This window comes from Oceanibaculum sp., from assembly GCF_022449305.1.
GTDB lineage: Bacteria > Pseudomonadota > Alphaproteobacteria > Oceanibaculales > Oceanibaculaceae > Oceanibaculum > Oceanibaculum indicum.
The window spans coordinates 1-19,333 of record NZ_JAKUSO010000003.1 but is presented as its reverse complement, the minus strand read 5'-3'; the positions used below and the strand labels follow the sequence as shown (position 1 = coordinate 19,333).

Here is a 19,333-nt window from a genome sequence, read left to right as displayed (position 1 = left end):
GCCTGAAAACATGATCGTGAAAACGGAACAAATCAAGAACAAGAATCGAGATCAGTCTTCCCCAGGATCGCGCTTGTGGCCATCCAGCCTGCTGTCTTCCAGCTTCTTCCCGGCTTCGGTGCCGCGCTTCTCCGCCTTGGTGCGGCCAAAGGCTGCGCGGTTCTCCGCCGCCTTCCGTTCCTTCTCGCGCCGGTCGCGCTCCTTGCGGGCCTGCCGCAGATTGATGATCTCTCCCATACGGGAATCCTAGAAGGAAAGCCGGTCCGGGCCAAGCCATTCGGCGCGGATGGCGGCAATGGTGGCGGGGTCGAGATAATCCGCCACGCGGCCTTCGACATGAGCGGTGAGCGCGGCATCGACATCCTTGCTGGACCAGTCCTCGGTCGCTGCCGCCAGATGCTTGTCGCGCTGCCGTGCCTTCGCCGATTCAACCCGGTAATGCACGCACCAGGTGACGGAGCGCAGCCAGGTCAGCCGCCGCAACGGCAGCAGCCAGGGCATCAGCGCCGCGCGGCTCGGAGCTTGCAGCAGGCCGAGATAGGCGGCGTAGAACGCTTCGATTGCGGCGCGCGGCAGGCTGGCGGCGGCTTCCATATCCCAGGTGGTGGATGTGTGCAGGCTGGCATGGGCGAGGTCTATGGCCGGCGCGCCATAGACCACTTTTTCCAGATCGACGCAGACCACCCGGCCCGATGCTTCGCGAAGGTAATTGCCGGGGTGGGTGTCACTCAGCACCAGTGCCAGCGGCTGCGGCCGGGAGGCCGCCTCGGCCGCGAATCCCCGCGCCCAGGCCAGTTCCGCCTCGATCTGCGCCTGCGCCTCCCTGTCGAGACCCGCCACGCCCAGCCCCTGTACCTGGCGCCCGACGATGGCCAGTGCGCCAGCCACGGCCTCCCGGTGCTCCTGCAGCGGCGCGCTCCCCCCCGGTGGCGGCACGGGCAGGGTGTGAATGGCAGCGAGGCAGGCGGCAATACCGGCCATATCATCCGGCAGGGAGAGCACTACGCCATCGATGCGCTCCACCAGAAGAGCCCCCATCGGGAGATCCCGTGACGACTCCAGAATGCCCAGCAGTGCCGGGGTATGACCGCTGGGCTGGCACCGTTCGAAGCAAGCCTTCTGGTAGGCCAGATTGTCCCGCGCGGAGAAACCGAACTGGCTCTGCCTTGGCACCCGCAGCAGCGCGCCCTTCCCGCCGATCCGCACATGATCATGGGCCAGCCCCTTCTCGGGCAGGGGAGCCAGAGCGGACAAGGGCACATCCTCATAGCCCGGCAGGCGCACCAGCGCCCGATGCAGTGCTGGCAGATCGACCAGACGCCCCATCGCTTCCCTCACCACATCGTTAACAGCCTCACCCTCCGGTCTATGGTAGGAACGAGGCACACGCAATCTCCCGCAACGAGCGCTCGCCAGAACGTGACCGAAAAGCCGATCCTGTCCATCGTGATACCGACGCTGAACGCAGCGGACACTCTGCCGTCCTGCCTGGCAGCCCTGCGGCCGGCAGAACGGACGGGATTGACGCACGAGATCATCATCGTGGATGGCGGGTCCGGTGACGCCACAGCGGCGTTGGCCAGGCAGGCCGGGGCAAGGCAGGTCGATGCAGAACGAGGGCGGGGCACTCAGCTTCGCGCAGGCGGGCAGGCGGCGAATGGCGACTGGCTGCTGTTTCTGCACGCCGATACGATTCTCGCCGGCGACTGGCCGGGTGCCTTCGCCCGCTTGGCCGCCGAGCCGGCAAATCGCTATCGCGCTGCCTATTGCCGCCTCGGCTTCGACGATGACCGGCCGGCCCACCGGCTGATCGCGGCAGCGGCCAATCTGCGCAGCCGGCTGTTCGGCCTGCCCTATGGCGACCAGGCGCTGCTGATCCACCGGGACTACTATCGCACAATCGGGGAGTACCCGGCGCTGCCGCTGATGGAGGATGTGGCGCTTGTCCGCCGAATCGGCCGCCGCAATCTGCAACAGCTGCCCGATGTAACTGCCCTCACCTCGGCAGAGCGCTACCGCTATAACGGCACGATGCGACGGGTAGTCCGCAACTGGATTTGCCTCGGCGCCTACTTTCTCGGTGTCTCGCCCGAACGGATTGCGAGGTTCTACCGGTGAGGGCGCGGCGAAATCTGATTGTCTTCGCCAAACAACCTCGAATCGGCCGGGTGAAGAGCCGGCTGGCCCGCGATATCGGCCGCGTCGCAGCCTGGCGCTTCTACCGCGCCCAGCTGTCCGGCCTGCTGCGCCGACTGGGCCGGGACCCGCGCTGGCGCTGCTGGCTGGCCGTCACGCCGGATGCCGCCGTGCGCCGCCACCGCTGGCCGCTTGGTTGGCGGGTATTACCGCAAGGGCAGGGCGATCTGGGGACACGCATGCTGCGGGCCTTCGACAGGATGCCGATGGACCCGACATTGCTGATCGGCAGCGACATTCCGGAGATATCCTGCCGCCATATCGCCGATGGCTTCCGCCTGCTGCAACGGCATGATGCGGTGCTGGGCCCGGCGGGCGATGGCGGCTACTGGCTGATCGGCCTGAGGCGGGACGCGCAACCCCAGCGCCTTGATCTCACAAGGGTCCGCTGGTCCGGCCCGCACGCGCTGGCCGATACAATTAGCGCCATGGGCGGGCTTTCCGTCGGGCTTGCCGCAGAGCTGGAGGATATCGACACCGGCGCCGACATTGCGCGCTGGCGGGAACGCCAGAGAAAGGCCCGCTAGCTCAGGATTTGCGGCCCCAGCCTTCATGCTCGCGCAGGCGCGGCATCAGCTCGACGAAATTGCAGGGCTGATGGCGGATATCGAGCTGCTGCTGCAGGATTCCGTCCCAGGCATCCTTCACCGCCCCGGTAGAGCCAGGCAGGGCAAACAGGTAGGTCCCCTTGGCCACTCCGGCGACGGCGCGCGACTGGATGGTGGAGCTGCCGATCTTCTGGTAGCTCTGCCAGCGGAACAGCTCGCCGAAGCCGGGTATTTCTTTTTCGAAGACCTGGGCGAAGGCCTCCGGCGTCACATCGCGCCCGGTCACACCGGTCCCGCCGGTGGAAATCACGCAATCCACTGCCGGATCGTCAATCCAGCGCTTTAGCTGGGCGACGATATCCGCAATCTCGTCCTTCACGATATCGCGGGCAGCCACCTTGTGGCCCGCAGCCTCGATGCGCTGAACCAGCGTGTCGCCGGAGCGATCCTCCGCCAGTCCACGCGTATCGGACACCGTCAAAACGGCGATGTTGATCGCAACGAAGGAAATACGCTCGTCAATCGCCATGATCGGCAACCATGATCCGGTACTAGGGCCCCACCGAAATGGTCTGCGCAACCGCAGCGCGGGCCTGCTCGTCCAGCGATTCATATTTCGGCCACTGGCCGGCCGCAACCTGATCCAGCGATGGCGAGGGCTGGCCCATGCGCATCCGGTAGGTCCAGAAATTCGCCACCACCCGCTCCACGAAATTCCGGGTCTCTCGCGACGGAATCGATTCGATGAACAGCAGCGGATCATCGCGGTAATCGACCTGCTTCAGCCAGCGCCCGAGATTGCCCGGCCCTGCATTGTAGGAGGCAACCACCCAGAACAGGTTTCCGTCCAGCTGCTCCAGGCCGATCAGATGCTGCAGATAGCGCTGGCCCAGCGTCAGATTCAGGTCGGGATCGAACAACTCGGACCGGTTACCGGCATATTCCTCGTCGGTCGCCATCAGACGCGCAGTGCTGGGCATCAGCTGCATCAGGCCGCGTGCGCCGCTGCCGCTCTGGGCGCGGACGTCAAAGGCGGATTCCTGACGGATAATGCTGAACAGCAGCGCCTTGTCGACAATGAAGCCGCCCGGCGGCTCCCATTGCGGCATCGGGAACAGGCCCACCTTGTAGCGCTCGCCGGTCGCGACCTGCAGCCGGCTGGCCAGTCGCAGCGCCAGACCGGCCATATTGGCGCGGTTGGCGACGGCAAGCACGGCCGTGGCACGCTCCGGCTCGATCCGCGGGTAGAGCTTGCGCAGCTCCATCTCCGCCAGCTCGACCATCTCCAGCTGGATCAGCGCCAGGCTGCGCTTGCCACCCGGCTGTTCCATGAGATAGCGGAAATCGGCTTCGCCCAATGCCGGCTCGCTCCAGTTCGCCGGCGTCTCGACGCCAAGCGCGCGGCGCGCCAGCAGGCCATAGAAGCTCGCCGGGAAGGTTGCCGCGCGGGCCAGCCAGCGCGTGGCCTCAGCCGGGCGGCGCAACTTCAGGTGCACGCGCGACGCCCAATAGGCGCCGGCAGCGGCAGTCCAGCCGGACACATCATCATCCAGCGCCACCAGCTCGAAATAGCGGCCGGCGGTATCGAACTTGCCAAGCCGCCAGGCAGCGAGGCCGGCGACCCAGGCCGCCATCTTGTCGCTGTCGCCGGACTGGCGCACCGCCAGAGCGGCCTGTTCCAGCGCCAAGTCGTCCCGATTGGCGAGATAGTAGCCGGCGGCGATCTCGCCCCGGGCAAGGGCGAGCGGCAGGGTGTCGATCTGGCCCTTCAGCCGCCCTTCGAGAAGTTTCAGCGCCGCGCTCGGCGACCCGTCGCGCGACAGCGCCGTGATCTGACGCAGAACCTGGTCAGCGCCGGCATCCCGCACCAGCTTGCCAGCCCGGTTGCGGATGCTGATCCGCTCCGGCATGCCGGAGCCTTCGGTGCCATTACCGTACAGATAGCCCTGCACCGGGCCCGGCGGCGCCTTGGCACCGGCCGGCTTGCGCTTCCGGGCCAGGCTATGGACCCGGCTGGCTTCCGGATGGTCGGCATACTTCTCCAGCCAGCTTCGCAGCTCCTCATAGGAAGAGCGGTAGGCCGTCGGATGCATATAGCGCTGATAGAGCACATGCCCCATCAGTGAGCGGTCACCCAGCTTGGCGATTTCCCGGTCGGCGGCTTCCCACCGCCCGAGCGTCTGCAGCGAGAAGATACGCTTGTAGAGCTGGGCGTCCGAAGGGCGCAGCACGGCAGGCAGACCGGAGGCCTGACCCTCGAGAGCTTTCTCGAGAGTGCCCGGCGACAGCAGCGCGGTTTCGATCGGCAGCCCATCCAGGGCCTTCGCCGGCATCGACAACCCGACCGCAAAAACTGCCGCGAGCATTGATGCCTTTGAAATCGCTATGATTTTTCTAGTATCACGCGCATTCATAGCGTTAGGTAAAACAGAAGAGGAGCGCTCTGGCAAGACGTTGAATCGTGTCAGCGTGTTGCAGTTATTCAACGTCGACTTTCTGGAAATTTGGCTTCGGGTGTGAACTCAATAAGTTATACAGAAGTTCCTAATTTCGACTTTAGCTCAAGAAAATCGCGCCAGGCGCTTCGCTTCTCCTTCGGGCTGCGCAGAAGGAAGGCCGGATGATAGGTGGCGAGGCACGACACCGGCTGATCCAGCCCCTCGACGGGATGCTCATACCAGCGCCCGCGCAGACGCATTATGCCCTCACTGCGATTCAGCAGGGATTTTGCCGCCGTGCCGCCCAGCAGGACGACATAGCGCGGCTTCACCAAGGCGATGTGGCGCTCGATGAAGGGCAGGCAGGCGGCGATCTCAGCGGCGGTCGGCGTACGGTCGCCGGGCGGTCGCCAAGGCAGGATATTGGCGATATAGGCGGCTTTGTCGGCGCTTTCCGCATGTCGGTCCAGCCCGATGGCCGCCAGCATGCGGTCCAGCAGCTGGCCGGAGCGGCCGACGAAAGGCAGGCCCTTGCGGTCCTCGTCGCGGCCCGGCGCCTCGCCGATGAACATGACAGGTGCTGACGGATTGCCATCGGCAAAGACCAGATTCATTGCCGTCTGCTTCAGGGCACACCCCTCGAACGCGGCAAGGGCATCACGCAGCGCCTCCAGCGACCCGGCAGCGGCGGCCTGGCGCCGCGCATCGTCGGCACCCGTAAAAGCGGCACCTGACGCTGCAGCCGGCGCGGCAATCGGTCGCGAGGGGGAGGGCGGTATCGGCGGCGTCCGCGCAGCCATCGGTGCGGGCATGGCAGCGGCAGACTGCTGACGCGCCGCAACCGCATAGCGGTCAATCGGCTGATCCTCGATTGCCTCGTCGATTCCGGCCTCGGCGTACCATTGCAACAGCCGGATCGGGTTGGAGAATTGCGGTTCAGGCATGGCAATCGCCATCGCGTTGCGCTAAGGGATAGGCGGTCTCAGATTTGACGAACTATATAGGAAGCGGCGGGCCGTGAGGGCGAAAGTTCGACCGCCAGCCGCATTTCCGGTCCGCCACGACATGATCTAGCGCAGCAGGACAGGGTAAATGGAACGCGAAAGCATGGAATATGACGTCGTCATCGTCGGCGCCGGCCCGTCGGGCCTGAGCGCGGCGATACGGCTGAAGCAGATCTGCGCCGAAACCGGCAAGGATGTCAGCGTCTGCATCGTCGAGAAGGGGTCCGAGGTCGGGGCGCACATCCTGTCCGGTGCAGTGCTGGAGCCGCGCGCGCTCAACGAGCTGATTCCCGACTGGAAGGAGAAGGGCGCGCCGCTGAACACGCCAGCAGCTGACGATCGCTTCATGTTCCTGACGGAATCCAAGGCCTTCAAGCTGCCGACCCCGCCGCAGATGAACAATCATGGCAATTACATCGTCAGCCTGGGCAATGTCTGCCGCTGGCTGGGCGAGCAGGCCGAGGCGCTGGGGGTGGAGATCTATCCCGGCTTCGCCGCGGCCGAGGTGCTGTATGACGAGAATGGCGCGGTGCGCGGGGTTGCCACAGGCGACATGGGCATCGGCAAGGATGGCGAGCAGACCGCGAACTACACGCCAGGCGTCGAGCTGCATGCGAAGATCACCCTGTTCGCCGAGGGCTGCCGCGGTTCGCTCAGCAAGGGCCTGTTCCAGAAGTTCGAGCTGCGCAAGGACTGCGATCCGCAGACCTTCGGCATCGGCATCAAGGAACTGTGGGAGATCGACCCGGAGAAACACAAGCCGGGGCTGGTCTGGCATTCCATCGGCTGGCCGATGGATACCAACACCTATGGCGGCTCCTTCCTGTACCATCTGGAAGGCAACCAGATGGCGGTCGGCTTCGTCATCGGGCTGGACTACCAGAACCCCTATCTCAGCCCGTTCGACGAATTCCAGCGCTTCAAGCTGCACCCTGCCGTGAAGCCCTTCTTCGAGGGCGCGCGGCGCATCTCCTACGGGGCACGGGCGCTGAACGAGGGCGGCTTCCAGTCGATCCCGAAACTGACCTTCCCGGGCGGCGCGCTGATCGGCTGCACGGCCGGCTTCCTGAACGTGCCGAAGATCAAGGGCACGCACACCGCGATGAAGTCCGGCATGCTGGCTGCCGAAGCCGCCTTCGAGGCTCTCACCCAGGAAGGCGCGGGCAACGGAATCGAGCTGACCGCCTATCCGGAAGCGCTGAAGGCAAGCTGGGTCTGGAGCGAGCTGCATGGTGTGCGCAACATCAGGCCGGCCTTCCATTACGGCATGTGGTCGGGCCTTGCCTATTCGGCGCTCGATACTTACCTGTTTCGTGGCAAGGCGCCGTGGACCTTCCGCAACCATGCCGACCATCCGCAGCTGAAGAAAGCGTCCGAGTGCACGCCGATCGACTATCCCAAGCCCGACGGCAAGATCACCTTCGACAAGCTGTCCTCGGTGTTCATCTCGAACACCAATCACGAGGAGAACCAGCCGGCCCACCTGACGCTGCGCGACAAGAGCGTGCCCATCGAGGTGAATCTGGCGCTGTACGACGCGCCGGAGCAGCGCTACTGCCCGGCCGGTGTCTACGAAATCGTGCGCGACGACGACGGATCGAACCCCAGGCTGCAGATCAACGCGCAGAACTGCGTGCACTGCAAGACCTGCGACATCAAGGACCCGTCGCAGAATATCAACTGGGTCGTTCCGGAAGGTGGCGGCGGCCCCAATTATCCCAACATGTAGAAGCCTGCCCAGGACGCCGTGCCGGCGCGGTACTCCCGCCCGGCCAATGGTCCTGCTGATGGGTGGAGAACAGATCATGACACGCCTGCTGCTGCCCGCTCGTCTTGCGCGTCTGGCCTGCGTCCTGCTCCTCGGCGGTACCGTTCTGGGGAACCCGGCCCTCGCGCGGACCGGCGACAGCATGTCCGCGGCCTATGGCAGCTATCTGGCGGGGCAGCACGCCTATCGCGAGGCGGACCTTGCCGCCGCCGCCGACTATATGATCCAGGCCCTGGCCGCCGATCCCGACAATCCGACGCTGCTGCGCCGCGTGCTGGTGCTGCAGATTGCCGAGGGACGGCTCGATTCGCTGGACTCTCTGGCCCGGCGGGTGGCCGATCTGGCGCCCGGTGATCCGGTTGCCGCCCTCTATCTTTCCCTGGAGATGGCCCGCAAGGGTGATTTCCAGAGCGCCGTCGCACAGTTGCAGGCCCAGCCGCCGCGCGGGCTGATGCAGCTGACCCGGCCGCTGCTGCTGGCCTGGATGCTGCAGGGCAAGGGCGATACCGAGGCCGCGCTGAAGCTGCTCGGCGACATCCGGCAGGAAGACGGGCTGTCGCTGCTGGCCAACTTCCATCGCGGCCTGCTGCAGATGGTGGCCGGTCAGCCGCAGGAAGCGGCCGCGACCCTGGAAACCCTGATGAACGGCCTGGAGACACCGCCGCTGCGGCTGGTCATGGCGCTGGGCTGGATCTATGAGAGCCAGGGCCAGGCGGACAAGGCGCGGGCGCTGTACGCATCGGCGCGCGGCGACCAGGCGGACGGGCGGATCATCGACCGCTGGATCGACCGGCTGAACCAGGGGCAGGCGCCGAAGCCGGTGGCGTCCGATGTGCTGCACGGCCTCGCCGAGGCGCTGTACGACATTGCCACGGGCCTGCGCAACGACCGCGCCACTGAGGCCGCGCTCATCCATGCCCGGCTGGCGTTCCATCTCGACCCCGGCCATCCCAGCAAAGCTCTGCTGATCGGCGATCTGCTGCAGGACCAGCGCCGCTGGGACGAGGCCATCGCCGCCTTCTGGAAAGTTCCGCAAGACTCGCCCTATAGCTGGAATGCCGCCATGGCGATCGGCGAATCGCTGAACGCGATGAAGCGGCGCGACGAGGCCATCGCGCATTTCCGCAGCCTGTCGGACCAGAACAAGGACCGGCACGAGGCGCTGGTCCGGGTCGGCGACCTGCTGCGGGGCGCGGAGAAATATATAGAGGCGGCGGAGGCCTATGATGCGGCGATGGCGCGCATCGATAGCCCGGAAGGGGCGAACTGGACGCTCTACTATGTCCGGGGCATCGCCCATGAACGTGCCAAGCAGTGGGACAAGGCCGAACAGGATTTCCAGAAGGCGCTGGAATTGCAGCCGGAACAGCCGCTGGTACTGAACTACTTGGCCTATTCCTGGACCGACCAGGGCATAAGGCTGGACGAGGCGCATGAGATGATCGAGCGCGCCGTCGCGCAGCGGCCGACGGATGGCTACATTGTCGACAGCCTGGGCTGGATCCTCTACCGCAAGGGGCGTTTCGAGGATGCGGTGCGCCAGCTGGAACGCGCCATCGAGCTGCAGCCGAACGATCCCGTCATCAATGATCATCTGGGCGATGCCTACTGGCAGGTCGGCCGGAAGCTTGAGGCCCAGTTCCAGTGGCAGCGCGTGCTGACGCTGAAGCCCGAGGACAAGAGCCTGATCGAGTCGGTCGAGAAGAAGCTGAAGGACGGGCTTTCCGACCCCGCGAAACGCGACGGATGACCGCCGCCGCCGTTTCGGCGGATGCCCCCGCCAAGCTGAACCTGTTCCTGCATGTCACGGGTCGCCGCCCGGATGGCTACCATCTGCTGGACAGCCTGGTCGCGTTCACCGAAACCGGCGACCGGATTATCGCGGAGCCCGCCGATTCCCTGCGCCTTTCAGTCACCGGCCCCTTTGCCGGAGCCCTGAGCGGCGAAGCCGATAATCTGGTGTTGCGCGCCGCCCGGCTGCTGAGCGAGGAAGCTGGCCGGGCGCCGGATGTTGCCCTGACGCTGGAGAAGAACCTGCCGGTCGCCGCCGGCATTGGCGGCGGATCGGCGGACGCCGCCGCGACGCTGCGCGCCCTCATCCGCCTGTGGGGACTGGAAATGCCAGCCGACCGGCTGGCCGATCTGGGGTTGAGATTGGGGGCTGACGTACCGGCCTGTCTGCTGGGCCGGCCCTGCCGGCTGAAGGGTATCGGCGAACAGCTCGATCCTCTGCCCGCGCTGCCGGCACTACCTGTCCTGCTGGTCAATCCCGGCGTGCCACTCTCCACCCCGGATGTCTTCCGCGCCCGGACCGGTGATTTTGGCGCGGCGGCACCGGTCATACTCCCCGAGGACCCAGCCGCGCTGCTGGACGTGCTGCGTGCCCAACGCAACGATCTGACGGAGGCAGCCCGCACCCTCGTGCCGCAGATCGGGAGGGTGCTGGACCGGCTTCAGGCCTTGCCAGGCTGTTTGCTAGCACGGCTGTCGGGCAGCGGTCCTACCTGCTTTGCCCTTATGCGCGACGTAGAATCGGCAAAGGCCGGCGCCGGCATCCTGCGGGCGGCGGAACCCGGTTGGTGGGTCTGCGCGACAAGGCTGCGCCCGGCCTAGCGGACGCCGACTTAGCGAACGCTCGACCTTGCGGCTGTCGGACTTGCCGGAGGGGCACCGGCGGCAGGGTCCTTGCTCATGACCTGCAACATATGCTGCAGCAGCAGCGCCGAAGGCGTGCCATTCACCGGCAGGTCGTGACGCCGCTGATAATCGCGGATGCCCTCGCGCGTGCGGTCGCCCAGCAGCCCGTCGGCGGCGCCGATTTCATAACCAAGGCGGATCAGGATGTGCTGGATCGCGCGGATCGTCTCGCGCTCGGCCTCCGGCGAGAGCGGCGATGACGTCGCCGCAACAGCCTCGCCCTTGCTGGCACTACCGGCGCTGGCGGCCGGTGGCGGGCTGTTGTCGAGCGGCATGGCGACAAGCCGTTCCGCCGCCGCCTGATCGCCCAGCGCGGCCGCCTGGGCATAGAGCGCGCGGGCCTTGCTCCGGTCCGGTGCGTCGCCCAGCCCGCGTTCTTCCATCTGTCCCAGCTCGAACAGCGCCGGCGTCATCCCCTGATCGCCGGCGCGGCGCAACCATTTGCGGGCTTCGGCATAATTCACCGGTATGCCGCGCCCCTGCGCATAGAACAGCCCCAGATTATATTGCGCCCGCGGGTGATTGCGCTCGGCCGCGCTGTGGTACCAGAGCAGGGCGCGGACATCATCCTGCTGAACGCCGGTGCCCTTTTCGTAGAGCACACCGAGATTGTACTGCGCCCCAGGCACGCCCTGAATCGCCGCCTCACGGAACCAGTAGGCAGCCTCCCGCATGTCCTGTGGACGGCCATCGCCGGTCGCATAGAGCACCGCCAGATCGTGCTGTGCCTCCGGATCGCCCTGCCGCGCGCGCTGCTCCACAAGGCCGGCGAAGCCCGGCGCAGCAGCCTTCGGCGCGCTGGCGGCTGGTTTCGTCTCAACAGGTTTGGTGCTGCTGTCCGGCAGGGCGGCAATTGATGGGCCCGCAGCCGCACTGGTATCGCCAGACGCTGTGGGTTCCGGCGCCGCCTTCGGCGGTACGGGCAGGGGGGCCTTCGGAGCGGGCGTTGCGGGTGAGGGGCTGCCGGCAGATGAAGGGCTTGGCTTAGCTGCTTCCTGCGGTATTCCCTGAATCGGAGGTTGCGGCGTAGCGGGTGGAGCGGCTTCGAGCGCAGCCGGCGCGGATGCTGTCGGCCCTTCCGGGGATGCCGGCGCCGCGCTGCTGCTGTCGGTTTCCTCGCGGCCACCCCGCAGCTGCCACGCGCGATCCTCAACCCAGCGCGTGCCGTCCCGCAACGCCGCCTGAATATCCTCGCCAAGCCCAATGACCGCATCCGCCGTGCGTTGCAAGGCCGGCTTCACGCCAAGCCGCTCGCTCTGGCTCATCAGGGCGATGCCGCTGCCCACGCCAATGACCAGGACGATGCCACCGACGATCAACTTTCCCTGGACATGGCGGCGCACGGGCCTCTGAGGCAGTGCTGAAGCTGTTGGTGCCGGGGTCGGCGCGGGTTTCTTTTCCTCTGTCGGGTCTGCAGCCGATGGTGCGTCGTCCGTGGTTTCGGCGGCCAGCTCCGTCTTGAACTGGTTCCAGCGCGCATCCCAATCTTCCTCAGCCGGATCGGGTTTCGCTTCGTCTGCCGTTGCCGGAAAGACGATTTCGTCTTCCGGCTCATCCTCAGCCATGCCGCCGGGAACATGGTCCTCACCTGTAGGAACTTCGCCGGTGACGGAATCACTTGCCGGCGGGGCGACCGTAAGGGTGGACGGCCAGTCGGGCGGCAGGGATTTCAGGCCGCGCTCCAGTTGCACCATGCGCTGCGCGATACGCGCTACCGCCAGCCCGACCGGGCGGAGCTGCCCTTCGATCCGCCCTTCGGCAGCAGCGACCTCGGTCTCCAGTTGGTCCGCGTCGGCTTCGGTGCCGGCACCGCCGTCAGACGCGTCATTGGCAGGAATCGGGGTGATGCCGGCATGGCGCAGGATAGCCCGGTCGATCCAGGCGCCAAGGGTCAGGCCGGCTTCCTGCGCGGCTTCGCGCGCAACGTCCCGCGTCGCGTCATCAATGCCCTTCACACTCCAGGGGGTGGCTTTGGAACCAGCCTTTCGCATCCTATAGCCTTTTCCGGGCCGGCATGTCGGCGCTTGGTAGTCCTGACCCTACCATCCTATACCGTGAAGGGGCTGCCTGTTAAGTCTGGTAGTACCGATGCTGTCAGCGACCGCCGAAAAGCCGCCTCAGAAGCCCCGCTGACTTTCGGCTCCGCACCTGCTCGGTTTCTTCCTCCAGCACCCGCAGCCGGTCGGACAGGCGCAGAACCGCCCGCTCCAGCGCCGCCTGCGCGGCCTGGACATCCAGCGGTATCTCTCCTGGTTCCGTGCCGGGTGCGCTGTTCTGTGCCGCTGCCTGCGCGCTGCTTTCGTCGGCCAGCGCCACCAGATCGCCCTTCAGCCGGGCCACGGTATCACTCAACGCATCCAGCCGGGCGGTCAGGATCGCGACGTCGCCGTGCAATGCGATGATCTCCGCCGCCTGATCAGGGTCAGACGAGGATGTTCCGCTCACAGGCCCACCAGTCGTTCTGCTGGGCGGCTCCTGGCCGGCATGGCGGATGGCTTGGCTGAGCCAGGCACCCACCGGCAGCCCGGCCTGGCGCGCGGCCCGCTTTGCCGCCTCGCGGTCTTCGGGGGAAACCCCCTTTACACTCCAGGGCGATATCTGCGCCATGCCTGCCCCCGAATAGAAACCGTACGTATGTTAGTATGTCCGAAAAAACAGCGGAATACCAACCCGCCCGGCGATGGCGGTCAGGGCCGACCCTCGGGCGGCGTGGGCTCGGTGTTACCTGTGTCAGCCATATCAGCGGCGGGGGGACTCTCAGGCTGCGGAGCGCTGGTCGGTGCCGGCGCAGAAGGCAGGCGGTTTTCCAGCCCCTCCAGCCGCCGCGCGATGGTTTCCAGCAATTCGTGCAGCGGCGCTACCATAAGCGCAGTGCGGCGCTCGGCGGCGGCGATGCGCTCGGCCAGCGGTTCCAGCCTGTCCTCGGTGACCTCAGTCTGTGCGGCAGCTGGTTCCGGTGCCGAAGCGACGCCGCGTTCCTCGGCCGCCACGGCCCGGATCGCCTCGCTCAGCCATTCGCCCATCGTCATGTCGCCGGATTCGACAGCCTTGCGGGCCGCCTCGCGCGCTTCCGGCGAAACGCCCTTGATGCTCCAGGGCATGTTGCGCCTGGATGTGGCTTTCTTCTCGGCGGTCTTCGCTTTGGGCTTTGCCTGTGCCAAGCCGATCTCCCGACTGGAGGGCGCCGCGACAAGCGGCACTACCAACCCATAACAAAGAATGCCGGTTCTGTTAAGCCGCCGCGACTCGCCACAGGTTGCGCGGCGCCGGATTTGCGCCTATCTTGCGCGCCGCCCGGTCAGGGCAGGCGGCATTGGGGCGTGGCCAAGCGGTAAGGCAACGGGTTTTGGTCTCGTGATCCCAGGTTCGAATCCTGGCGCCCCAGCCAGCTTCTGAGCGGCCCTGGCGGGCTATTCCACCAGCACAACGAGATCGAGCGGACCGCTGACACCCTCGACGGTGCAGCCGGCCAACGGTCGGTGTGGCTGCGCTGCGCGATAGCCCTGCTGTTCGGCCAGTTCCAGCGCCATCCGGGTGGAAAGCGCCCGCACCCCTTCCGCCTTGGTGTGTTTCTCCAGCTTCGCGGCCAGATTCACCGCCTCGCCGATCACCGTATATTCCAGCCGCGTCTCGTCACCCACCGCACCGAACAGCACTGGCCCGGCGCTGACCGCTGCGCCGACACGAATCGGCGACTGACCCGCCGCCGCACGCTCGGCATTCCAGGCATCAACCGTCTCGGCAATCGCGGCCACGGCGCGCAGGGCGTCGGCGGCATGGCGGCCATTGGGCAGCGCGGCTCCGAAGGTCGCCATGATGCCGTCGCCCAGGAACTTGTCGATGGAGCCGCCATGCGCCTGGATTACCGGCACGACCCGCGCCTGATACTCCGCCAGCAAGGCCAGGACCTGCGGTGCCGGCAGCGCCATCGACAAAGCGGTGAAACCACGGAGATCCAGCGTCAGGATGGCGGCCTGGCGCACCTCCCCTTCGCCGGCGCGGATCTGGCGGTCGGTGCGTGTGATCTTCGCCGCGACTTCCGGCGCGAAGAAGCGCGACAGATCGCGCGCCGCCTGCCCCTCCACCACGGCACGGACCAGCAATCCCCGCGCCCGCAGGATGGCAAGCCCCAGAATCACCGTGACCATAATGATGGAGATGATCTTGTCGAACTCCGCGCCCAGCAGCACGCTGTTGGAGGTCAGATATTCGACATAGTTCCGGGTGATCATGGTGTCGTCCGGCCGGGACAGGGTGGCGTAGCCGACCAGGCCGAGCCAGCCCAGCGCCGCCGTCGCGCCTGCCAGCAGCACGAAGCGCGCCTCGAAGCGCAGCGCCCGAAGGGCGATGAAGATGAACACATAGAGCAGGGTCGGCGCCTTCAGATAGAAGGAAGGCGGCTGCTGGTACTGCAGGTGAAAGCTCCAGATTGCCACCATCAGCAGTGCCATGTCGGCGACGATGGAGACGTAGAGCAGCCATTCCGGTAGTGCCCTGCGGTACGCCAGCACCAGCCGCAGCAGGGTGAAGACCGCATAGGCGGCCAGTACCAGCGGCACCGGCTCGAACATCACGTCCGGGTGGAAGGTCTTGGGCGCCAGCGTATAGAGCACGGCAAAGGTGGTCACCACGCCCAGCTGGATCCAGCCGATCAGGATCTCGCTGTTTTCCTGCTGCCGCGCGATGGCCTCGCGCAGCCGCGCCGGCAGCAAAAGCCTCTTGGACCCAGATGCCGGAAGGGCCGGCAGGTGCCGCGGCAGCCCTGTCAGCCAGCAGCGCAACGGGGTGATAAGGTCAGCCTTCTGGTCGCGCATGCCCCTTCACCTCTCCAGATGGCGGTACGCGCAGCATGGCACAGCCGGCCCCTCACATGCATTCAGGAGATCGTGAAGCCGGCGTCAAAACGCCAGTTCCAGCCCTTCCCGTGCCACGATGGTGCCCGGCCGCGCTTGTTCCGCCGCCACCGCGATGCCGTCCATGAAATAATCATTGTGATTCGGGTCGTGGTGAAAGATCGCCAGCCGCCCGACCCCCGCGGCCTCCGCCAGACGCACCCCTTCCTCCCAGGTGGAATGGCCCCAGCCGCGATAACGGGGATATTCCGCGTCGGGATAGGTGCTGTCATAGATCATCAGAGCGGCACCCGCCGCCAGTCCCAGAATGGCGGGATCTCGCTGGCCTTCCCGATGCTCGGTGTCGGTGATGTAGCAGACGGACCGGCCGCCATAGGCGATACGGTAGCCGGTAGCCCCGTTCGGATGGTTCAGCGGCGTGGTCCGCACCGAAATCCCATCGCCCAGCGGCACCTCCTCGCCGGCGCGAAAGTCCTCATAGGCGATGATGGCGCGGAAGATATCCAGCGGCACCGGGAACAAAGGCGGCGCCATCAGCCCGGCCAGCACCTCGCGCAGCCGCCGCGTCGGATAGAGATGGCCGGCCCACAGCCGGAGGCGGTTGCCGGGATCGAAGGCCGGACGGAAGAAGGGCAGGCCGGTGACATGGTCGTGATGGGTATGGCTCAGCAGCAGATCGGCCTCGACCGGCCTGCCGGAGGCCGCACCCGTGGCGGTCAGCGCCTCGCCCAGCGGCTTCAGCCCGGTACCGGCATCAAGGATGATGAGCCGGCCGCCACAGCGGACCTCCACGCAGGATGTATTGCCGCCATAGCGCATCATTGCCGGATCGGCACAGGCGATGCTGCCGCGCACCCCCCAGAATCGGACGGTCAGGCCGGCGCCCGCCACCGCCCCGGCCAAGGGTCAGGGCACCAGGCGATAGCCGCCCGGCTCCGTCACCAGGATCGCGGCATTGGCCGGATCGGTCTCGATTTTCTGCCGCAGCCGATAGACATGGGTTTCCAGCGTGTGGGTCGTTACGCCAGCGTTATAACCCCAGACCTCGTTCAGCAACACATCGCGGCTGACCGTGCGGTTGCCGGTGCGGTAGAGATATTTCAGGATCGCCGTTTCCTTCTCGGTCAGGCGGATCTTGCGGTTCTTCGCGCCATCGACCAGCAGCTTCAGGCTGGGCGTGAAGCTGTAGGGTCCGATGGTGAACAGCGCATCGTCGCTCTGCTCGTGCTGGCGCAGCTGCGCACGGATTCGGGCCAGCAGCACATTCAGCCGGAACGGCTTGGTCACATAGTCATTGGCGCCGGAATCGAGGCCGAGGATGGTATCGGCATCCGATACCGCGCCGGTCAGCATGATGATCGGCGATTTCAGCCCGCCGCGCCGCAACAGCCGGCAGACTTCCCGCCCATCCATGTCCGGCAGGCCGACATCGAGCAGGACGAGGTCGAACTGCTCGGCCTTCGCCTTGATCAGCGCCTCGGCCCCGTCGGCCGCCTCCACCGTGGTGAACTCCTCGTGGAGCTGGAGTTGCTCGGCCAGGGACTGGCGCAGCAATTCCTCGTCCTCGACCAGGAGAATCTTCTTGCCGTTGCTCATCGCCTCTCCACGGCTTTGCATCAGTGACGTAACCATATCGCAGAACATCGGAACCGGGTAAGCCGAAGCCGGTTGATCACAGAAAATTGTCAGAATCGCGGCGCCAGGATCTGCCGCAATACCCCTTCGAACAGGGACGAATCCGGTTCGGCCAGCGCATCGACCGCGCTGAAATGATGGCGGCCTTCCAGAACGATTGCCTGCACCGGATGCCTCGCCGCGCGCAGCCGGGCAGCATAATCCGCCTGCTGGCGGTGATATTCCGCGCTTTCCAGCCCGCCTACGGCCAGAAGCTGCGGCCCGCTGGGTTTGGCCGGGAGAGTCGCCATTGGGCTGAGTGCCGCAGCTTCCGGTTCGTCCAGCGCCAGCGCCGCGTTCAGATAGCTAAGGCGGATCGGCTCCAGATCGTATAGCCCGCTGATCGAACAGACGCCGCGCACCAGACCCGGCGGCAGCTCCGGGGCAATGCTGGGCCAGTCGGTCGTTGCCGCCAACGATACCAGATGCCCGCCCGCCGAATGGCCGGCCAGATGAATCCGCGACCGGTCGCCGCCCAGCGCCGGCAATTCACGATACAGCCAGGCGAGTCCCGCCCGGACGTCCGCCGCGATGCTTGTCATCCGCTGCGCCGGCGCCAGCCGATAGCCCAGCACCGCGACCGCAATGCCTGCGGCAATGAAGAGCGGGGCGATATGGCTGAAATGCGCCTTGTCCAGCGCCTGCCAGTAGCCGCCATGGATAAAGGCAAGCACCGGTGCATCCCGTTGCGGAGCCGGAAAGAAGTCGAGCCGCTGCCGCGGATCGTCACCATAGGCGAGGTCGAGATCGACGGAGAGATGCCGACGCGCCTCGATACTGCGCTTTTCCCAGGCCTCGATGAAGGCCGGATGGTCCGGCACCAGCGCCCGGTTGTTGTACTGGGCGTCCAGCCCGGCCTGATCGTAATCGCGGTACCGCAAGAGCCCCCTCTCCCTGCCCCCTATCGGGCAATATGGCCGCCGGCCTTTTCATGGGCCGGCACAGTGCCTAGATTGGCCAGAGTATCTAGAGTTGCAATGTCCCGATCCGCAAGGCGCCTGTCCATGTCTTCCGCCGCCCCGCCCGCCAAAAGCGATTCCGCCTCGCCGGCAGCCCTGCGCGCCGCCACGGTCAAACGTGTCGAGCGCGCCATCGCGGAACTGCGGCGCGGCGGCCAGGTTCTGGTCCGCAACCGGGAGCGGGAAAGCGCCGGCATCCTGATGGCCGCCGAAATGGTGACGCCGGCCAGCCTGCCGGGCCTGACCCGCGCCGCCGGGTCCCGGCCCACGCTGGTGCTGACCGCCCGCCGCGCGGCGGCCCTGAAAACGGGCCAACCTGTCGGCAGTGTCGAATCGCTGGCGCTGCCGGCCAAGGCGGACCCTGATTTCGTGCGCCGGCTCGCCGACCCGACCGCCGGCGCGGCGCCAGCCCTGTCGAAAGCGGTGGCAATCCTGCCGGAACCGGAGGATGGGCTCGCCGCCTCGGCGCTGGCGCTTGTGAAACAGGCGCGCCTTATCCCCGCCGCCCTGCTGGCGCGGCTGGCCCATACCGATTCGGAAGGCGTTGCCGCTGTCGCAAGGGACGCGGACCTGGTGCTGATCGAGGCAGAGGAAATCGCCGCCTATCCGGCGATTGCCGCCGCGCGGCTGACACTGGCCGCGGAGGCACGGGTGCCGCTGGCCGATATTGAGGATGCGCGGCTGGTTGCCTTCCGGCCGCCGGATGGCGGTGTCGAGCATATCGCCATCCTGATCGGCCAACCGGAGGCGGAGATTGCCGCCGGCCGGCCTGTGCTGATCCGGCTGCATTCGCAATGCTTCACTGGCGATCTGCTGGGCAGCCTGCGCTGCGATTGCGGCGATCAGTTGCGTGGCGCCATTCGTGCGATCGCGGAACAGGGTGCGGGCATCCTGCTCTATCTGGCGCAGGAAGGCCGCGATATCGGCCTGGTGAACAAGCTGCGCGCCTATCAGCTGCAGGATCTCGGGCTGGATACGGTCGATGCGAACGAGCATCTGGGCTTCGATGCTGATGAGCGCGCCTTCGCGCCGGCGGCGGAGATGCTGCATCAGCTGGGGGCAACCCGGGTGCGGCTGATGACCAACAATCCCGAGAAGGTCGAGGGCCTGTCGCGGCATGGCATCGAGGTGACGGAGCGCGTTGCCCATGCCTTCCCGTCAAACAGCCACAACGAGGCCTATCTGAAGACCAAGGC

Annotated in this window: 19 protein-coding genes and 1 tRNA gene; 8 read left to right on the top strand and 12 right to left on the bottom strand. The window is 66.4% G+C overall.

All coding sequences use genetic code 11. The annotated features are described in order from the left end of the window. Nucleotides 1-51 precede the first annotated feature (51 nt). Together MK313_RS01605 and MK313_RS01600 are read right to left on the bottom strand one after the other, a co-directional pair. Complete coding sequence (locus MK313_RS01605; RefSeq protein ID WP_287779871.1) at nucleotides 52-237, bottom strand: DUF4169 family protein; 186 nt, start codon at nucleotides 235-237, stop codon at nucleotides 52-54. 9 nt (nucleotides 238-246) lie between these two features. After that, complete coding sequence (locus MK313_RS01600; RefSeq protein ID WP_287779870.1) at nucleotides 247-1,386, bottom strand: aminoglycoside phosphotransferase family protein; 1,140 nt, start codon at nucleotides 1,384-1,386, stop codon at nucleotides 247-249. Between the two features lie 33 nt (nucleotides 1,387-1,419). Between MK313_RS01600 and MK313_RS01595 the strand changes: the two genes are divergently transcribed. Together MK313_RS01595 and MK313_RS01590 are read left to right on the top strand one after the other, a co-directional pair. Continuing rightward, nucleotides 1,420-2,118 carry a TIGR04283 family arsenosugar biosynthesis glycosyltransferase gene (locus tag MK313_RS01595; protein WP_287779869.1) on the top strand — a complete coding sequence of 233 codons (699 nt, stop codon included), beginning with the start codon at nucleotides 1,420-1,422 and terminating at the stop codon, nucleotides 2,116-2,118. Further along, nucleotides 2,115-2,723 (top strand): TIGR04282 family arsenosugar biosynthesis glycosyltransferase, encoded by a 609-nt coding sequence (locus MK313_RS01590; protein ID WP_287779868.1) that lies wholly within the window; start codon nucleotides 2,115-2,117, stop codon nucleotides 2,721-2,723. Before MK313_RS01595 ends, MK313_RS01590 begins: the two co-directional genes overlap by 4 nt. Nucleotide 2,724: 1 nt before the next feature. Here the strand turns inward: MK313_RS01590 and moaB are convergent, their stop codons facing one another. Both moaB and MK313_RS01580 read right to left on the bottom strand, forming a co-directional pair. Continuing rightward, nucleotides 2,725-3,273 carry a molybdenum cofactor biosynthesis protein B gene (gene moaB, locus MK313_RS01585; RefSeq protein WP_416054100.1) on the bottom strand — a complete coding sequence of 183 codons (549 nt, stop codon included), beginning with the start codon at nucleotides 3,271-3,273 and terminating at the stop codon, nucleotides 2,725-2,727. A 22-nt stretch (nucleotides 3,274-3,295) separates the two neighbouring features. Then, nucleotides 3,296-4,975, bottom strand: a complete 1,680-nt coding sequence (locus tag MK313_RS01580; RefSeq protein WP_287779866.1) for a lytic transglycosylase domain-containing protein — start codon at nucleotides 4,973-4,975, stop codon at nucleotides 3,296-3,298. Between the two features lie 43 nt (nucleotides 4,976-5,018). Between MK313_RS01580 and MK313_RS01575 the strand changes: the two genes are divergently transcribed. Further along, nucleotides 5,019-5,264 (top strand): hypothetical protein, encoded by a 246-nt coding sequence (locus tag MK313_RS01575; protein ID WP_287779864.1) that lies wholly within the window; start codon nucleotides 5,019-5,021, stop codon nucleotides 5,262-5,264. Nucleotides 5,265-5,274: 10 nt separating this feature from the next. On the opposite strand, the gene MK313_RS01570 is transcribed toward MK313_RS01575, so the two are convergent. Continuing rightward, nucleotides 5,275-6,126 carry a uracil-DNA glycosylase gene (locus MK313_RS01570; RefSeq protein ID WP_244922295.1) on the bottom strand — a complete coding sequence of 284 codons (852 nt, stop codon included), beginning with the start codon at nucleotides 6,124-6,126 and terminating at the stop codon, nucleotides 5,275-5,277. A 148-nt stretch (nucleotides 6,127-6,274) separates the two neighbouring features. Here MK313_RS01570 and MK313_RS01565 point away from each other — a divergent pair, with 148 nt between their 5' ends. From MK313_RS01565 to MK313_RS01555, 3 genes are all read left to right on the top strand, one after another. Further along, nucleotides 6,275-7,915 carry an electron transfer flavoprotein-ubiquinone oxidoreductase gene (locus MK313_RS01565; protein ID WP_287779862.1) on the top strand — a complete coding sequence of 547 codons (1,641 nt, stop codon included), beginning with the start codon at nucleotides 6,275-6,277 and terminating at the stop codon, nucleotides 7,913-7,915. A 76-nt stretch (nucleotides 7,916-7,991) separates the two neighbouring features. Beyond that, on the top strand, nucleotides 7,992-9,704 hold the full coding sequence (locus tag MK313_RS01560) for a tetratricopeptide repeat protein (protein ID WP_287779860.1): 1,713 nt from the start codon (nucleotides 7,992-7,994) through the stop codon (nucleotides 9,702-9,704). Beyond that, on the top strand, nucleotides 9,701-10,567 hold the full coding sequence (locus MK313_RS01555) for a 4-(cytidine 5'-diphospho)-2-C-methyl-D-erythritol kinase (protein ID WP_287779858.1): 867 nt from the start codon (nucleotides 9,701-9,703) through the stop codon (nucleotides 10,565-10,567). The genes MK313_RS01560 and MK313_RS01555 overlap by 4 nt, the downstream gene beginning before the upstream one ends. An 11-nt stretch (nucleotides 10,568-10,578) precedes the next feature. Here MK313_RS01555 and MK313_RS01550 read toward each other — a convergent pair whose 3' ends face one another. From MK313_RS01550 to MK313_RS01540, 3 genes are all read right to left on the bottom strand, one after another. After that, nucleotides 10,579-12,642, bottom strand: a complete 2,064-nt coding sequence (locus tag MK313_RS01550) for an SEL1-like repeat protein (protein ID WP_121221314.1) — start codon at nucleotides 12,640-12,642, stop codon at nucleotides 10,579-10,581. Nucleotides 12,643-12,745: 103 nt separating this feature from the next. After that, nucleotides 12,746-13,258 (bottom strand): hypothetical protein, encoded by a 513-nt coding sequence (locus tag MK313_RS01545; RefSeq protein ID WP_147431090.1) that lies wholly within the window; start codon nucleotides 13,256-13,258, stop codon nucleotides 12,746-12,748. 80 nt (nucleotides 13,259-13,338) lie between these two features. Continuing rightward, a complete protein-coding gene (locus MK313_RS01540; protein ID WP_008943249.1) occupies nucleotides 13,339-13,812 on the bottom strand; it encodes a hypothetical protein in 474 nt (157 codons plus the stop codon). Between the two features lie 153 nt (nucleotides 13,813-13,965). Between MK313_RS01540 and MK313_RS01535 the strand changes: the two genes are divergently transcribed. After that, nucleotides 13,966-14,039, top strand: a tRNA-Gln gene (locus MK313_RS01535). A gap of 22 nt (nucleotides 14,040-14,061) precedes the next feature. On the opposite strand, the gene MK313_RS01530 is transcribed toward MK313_RS01535, so the two are convergent. The 4 genes from MK313_RS01530 to MK313_RS01515 form a co-directional block, all read right to left on the bottom strand. Next, nucleotides 14,062-15,465, bottom strand: coding sequence for an adenylate/guanylate cyclase domain-containing protein (locus MK313_RS01530; protein ID WP_121221320.1), 1,404 nt, complete (start codon nucleotides 15,463-15,465; stop codon nucleotides 14,062-14,064). 84 nt (nucleotides 15,466-15,549) lie between these two features. Next, nucleotides 15,550-16,407: an MBL fold metallo-hydrolase gene (locus MK313_RS01525; RefSeq protein ID WP_287779843.1), complete on the bottom strand. Its 858-nt coding sequence runs from the start codon at nucleotides 16,405-16,407 to the stop codon at nucleotides 15,550-15,552. A 3-nt stretch (nucleotides 16,408-16,410) separates the two neighbouring features. Then, nucleotides 16,411-17,100, bottom strand: a complete 690-nt coding sequence (locus tag MK313_RS01520; RefSeq protein WP_121221324.1) for a response regulator transcription factor — start codon at nucleotides 17,098-17,100, stop codon at nucleotides 16,411-16,413. 89 nt (nucleotides 17,101-17,189) lie between these two features. Continuing rightward, nucleotides 17,190-18,059: an alpha/beta hydrolase gene (locus MK313_RS01515; RefSeq protein WP_287779834.1), complete on the bottom strand. Its 870-nt coding sequence runs from the start codon at nucleotides 18,057-18,059 to the stop codon at nucleotides 17,190-17,192. A gap of 123 nt (nucleotides 18,060-18,182) precedes the next feature. Here MK313_RS01515 and MK313_RS01510 point away from each other — a divergent pair. Continuing rightward, a partial coding sequence (locus MK313_RS01510) for a GTP cyclohydrolase II (RefSeq protein ID WP_287779831.1) occupies nucleotides 18,183-19,333 on the top strand: 1,151 nt, incomplete at its 3' end.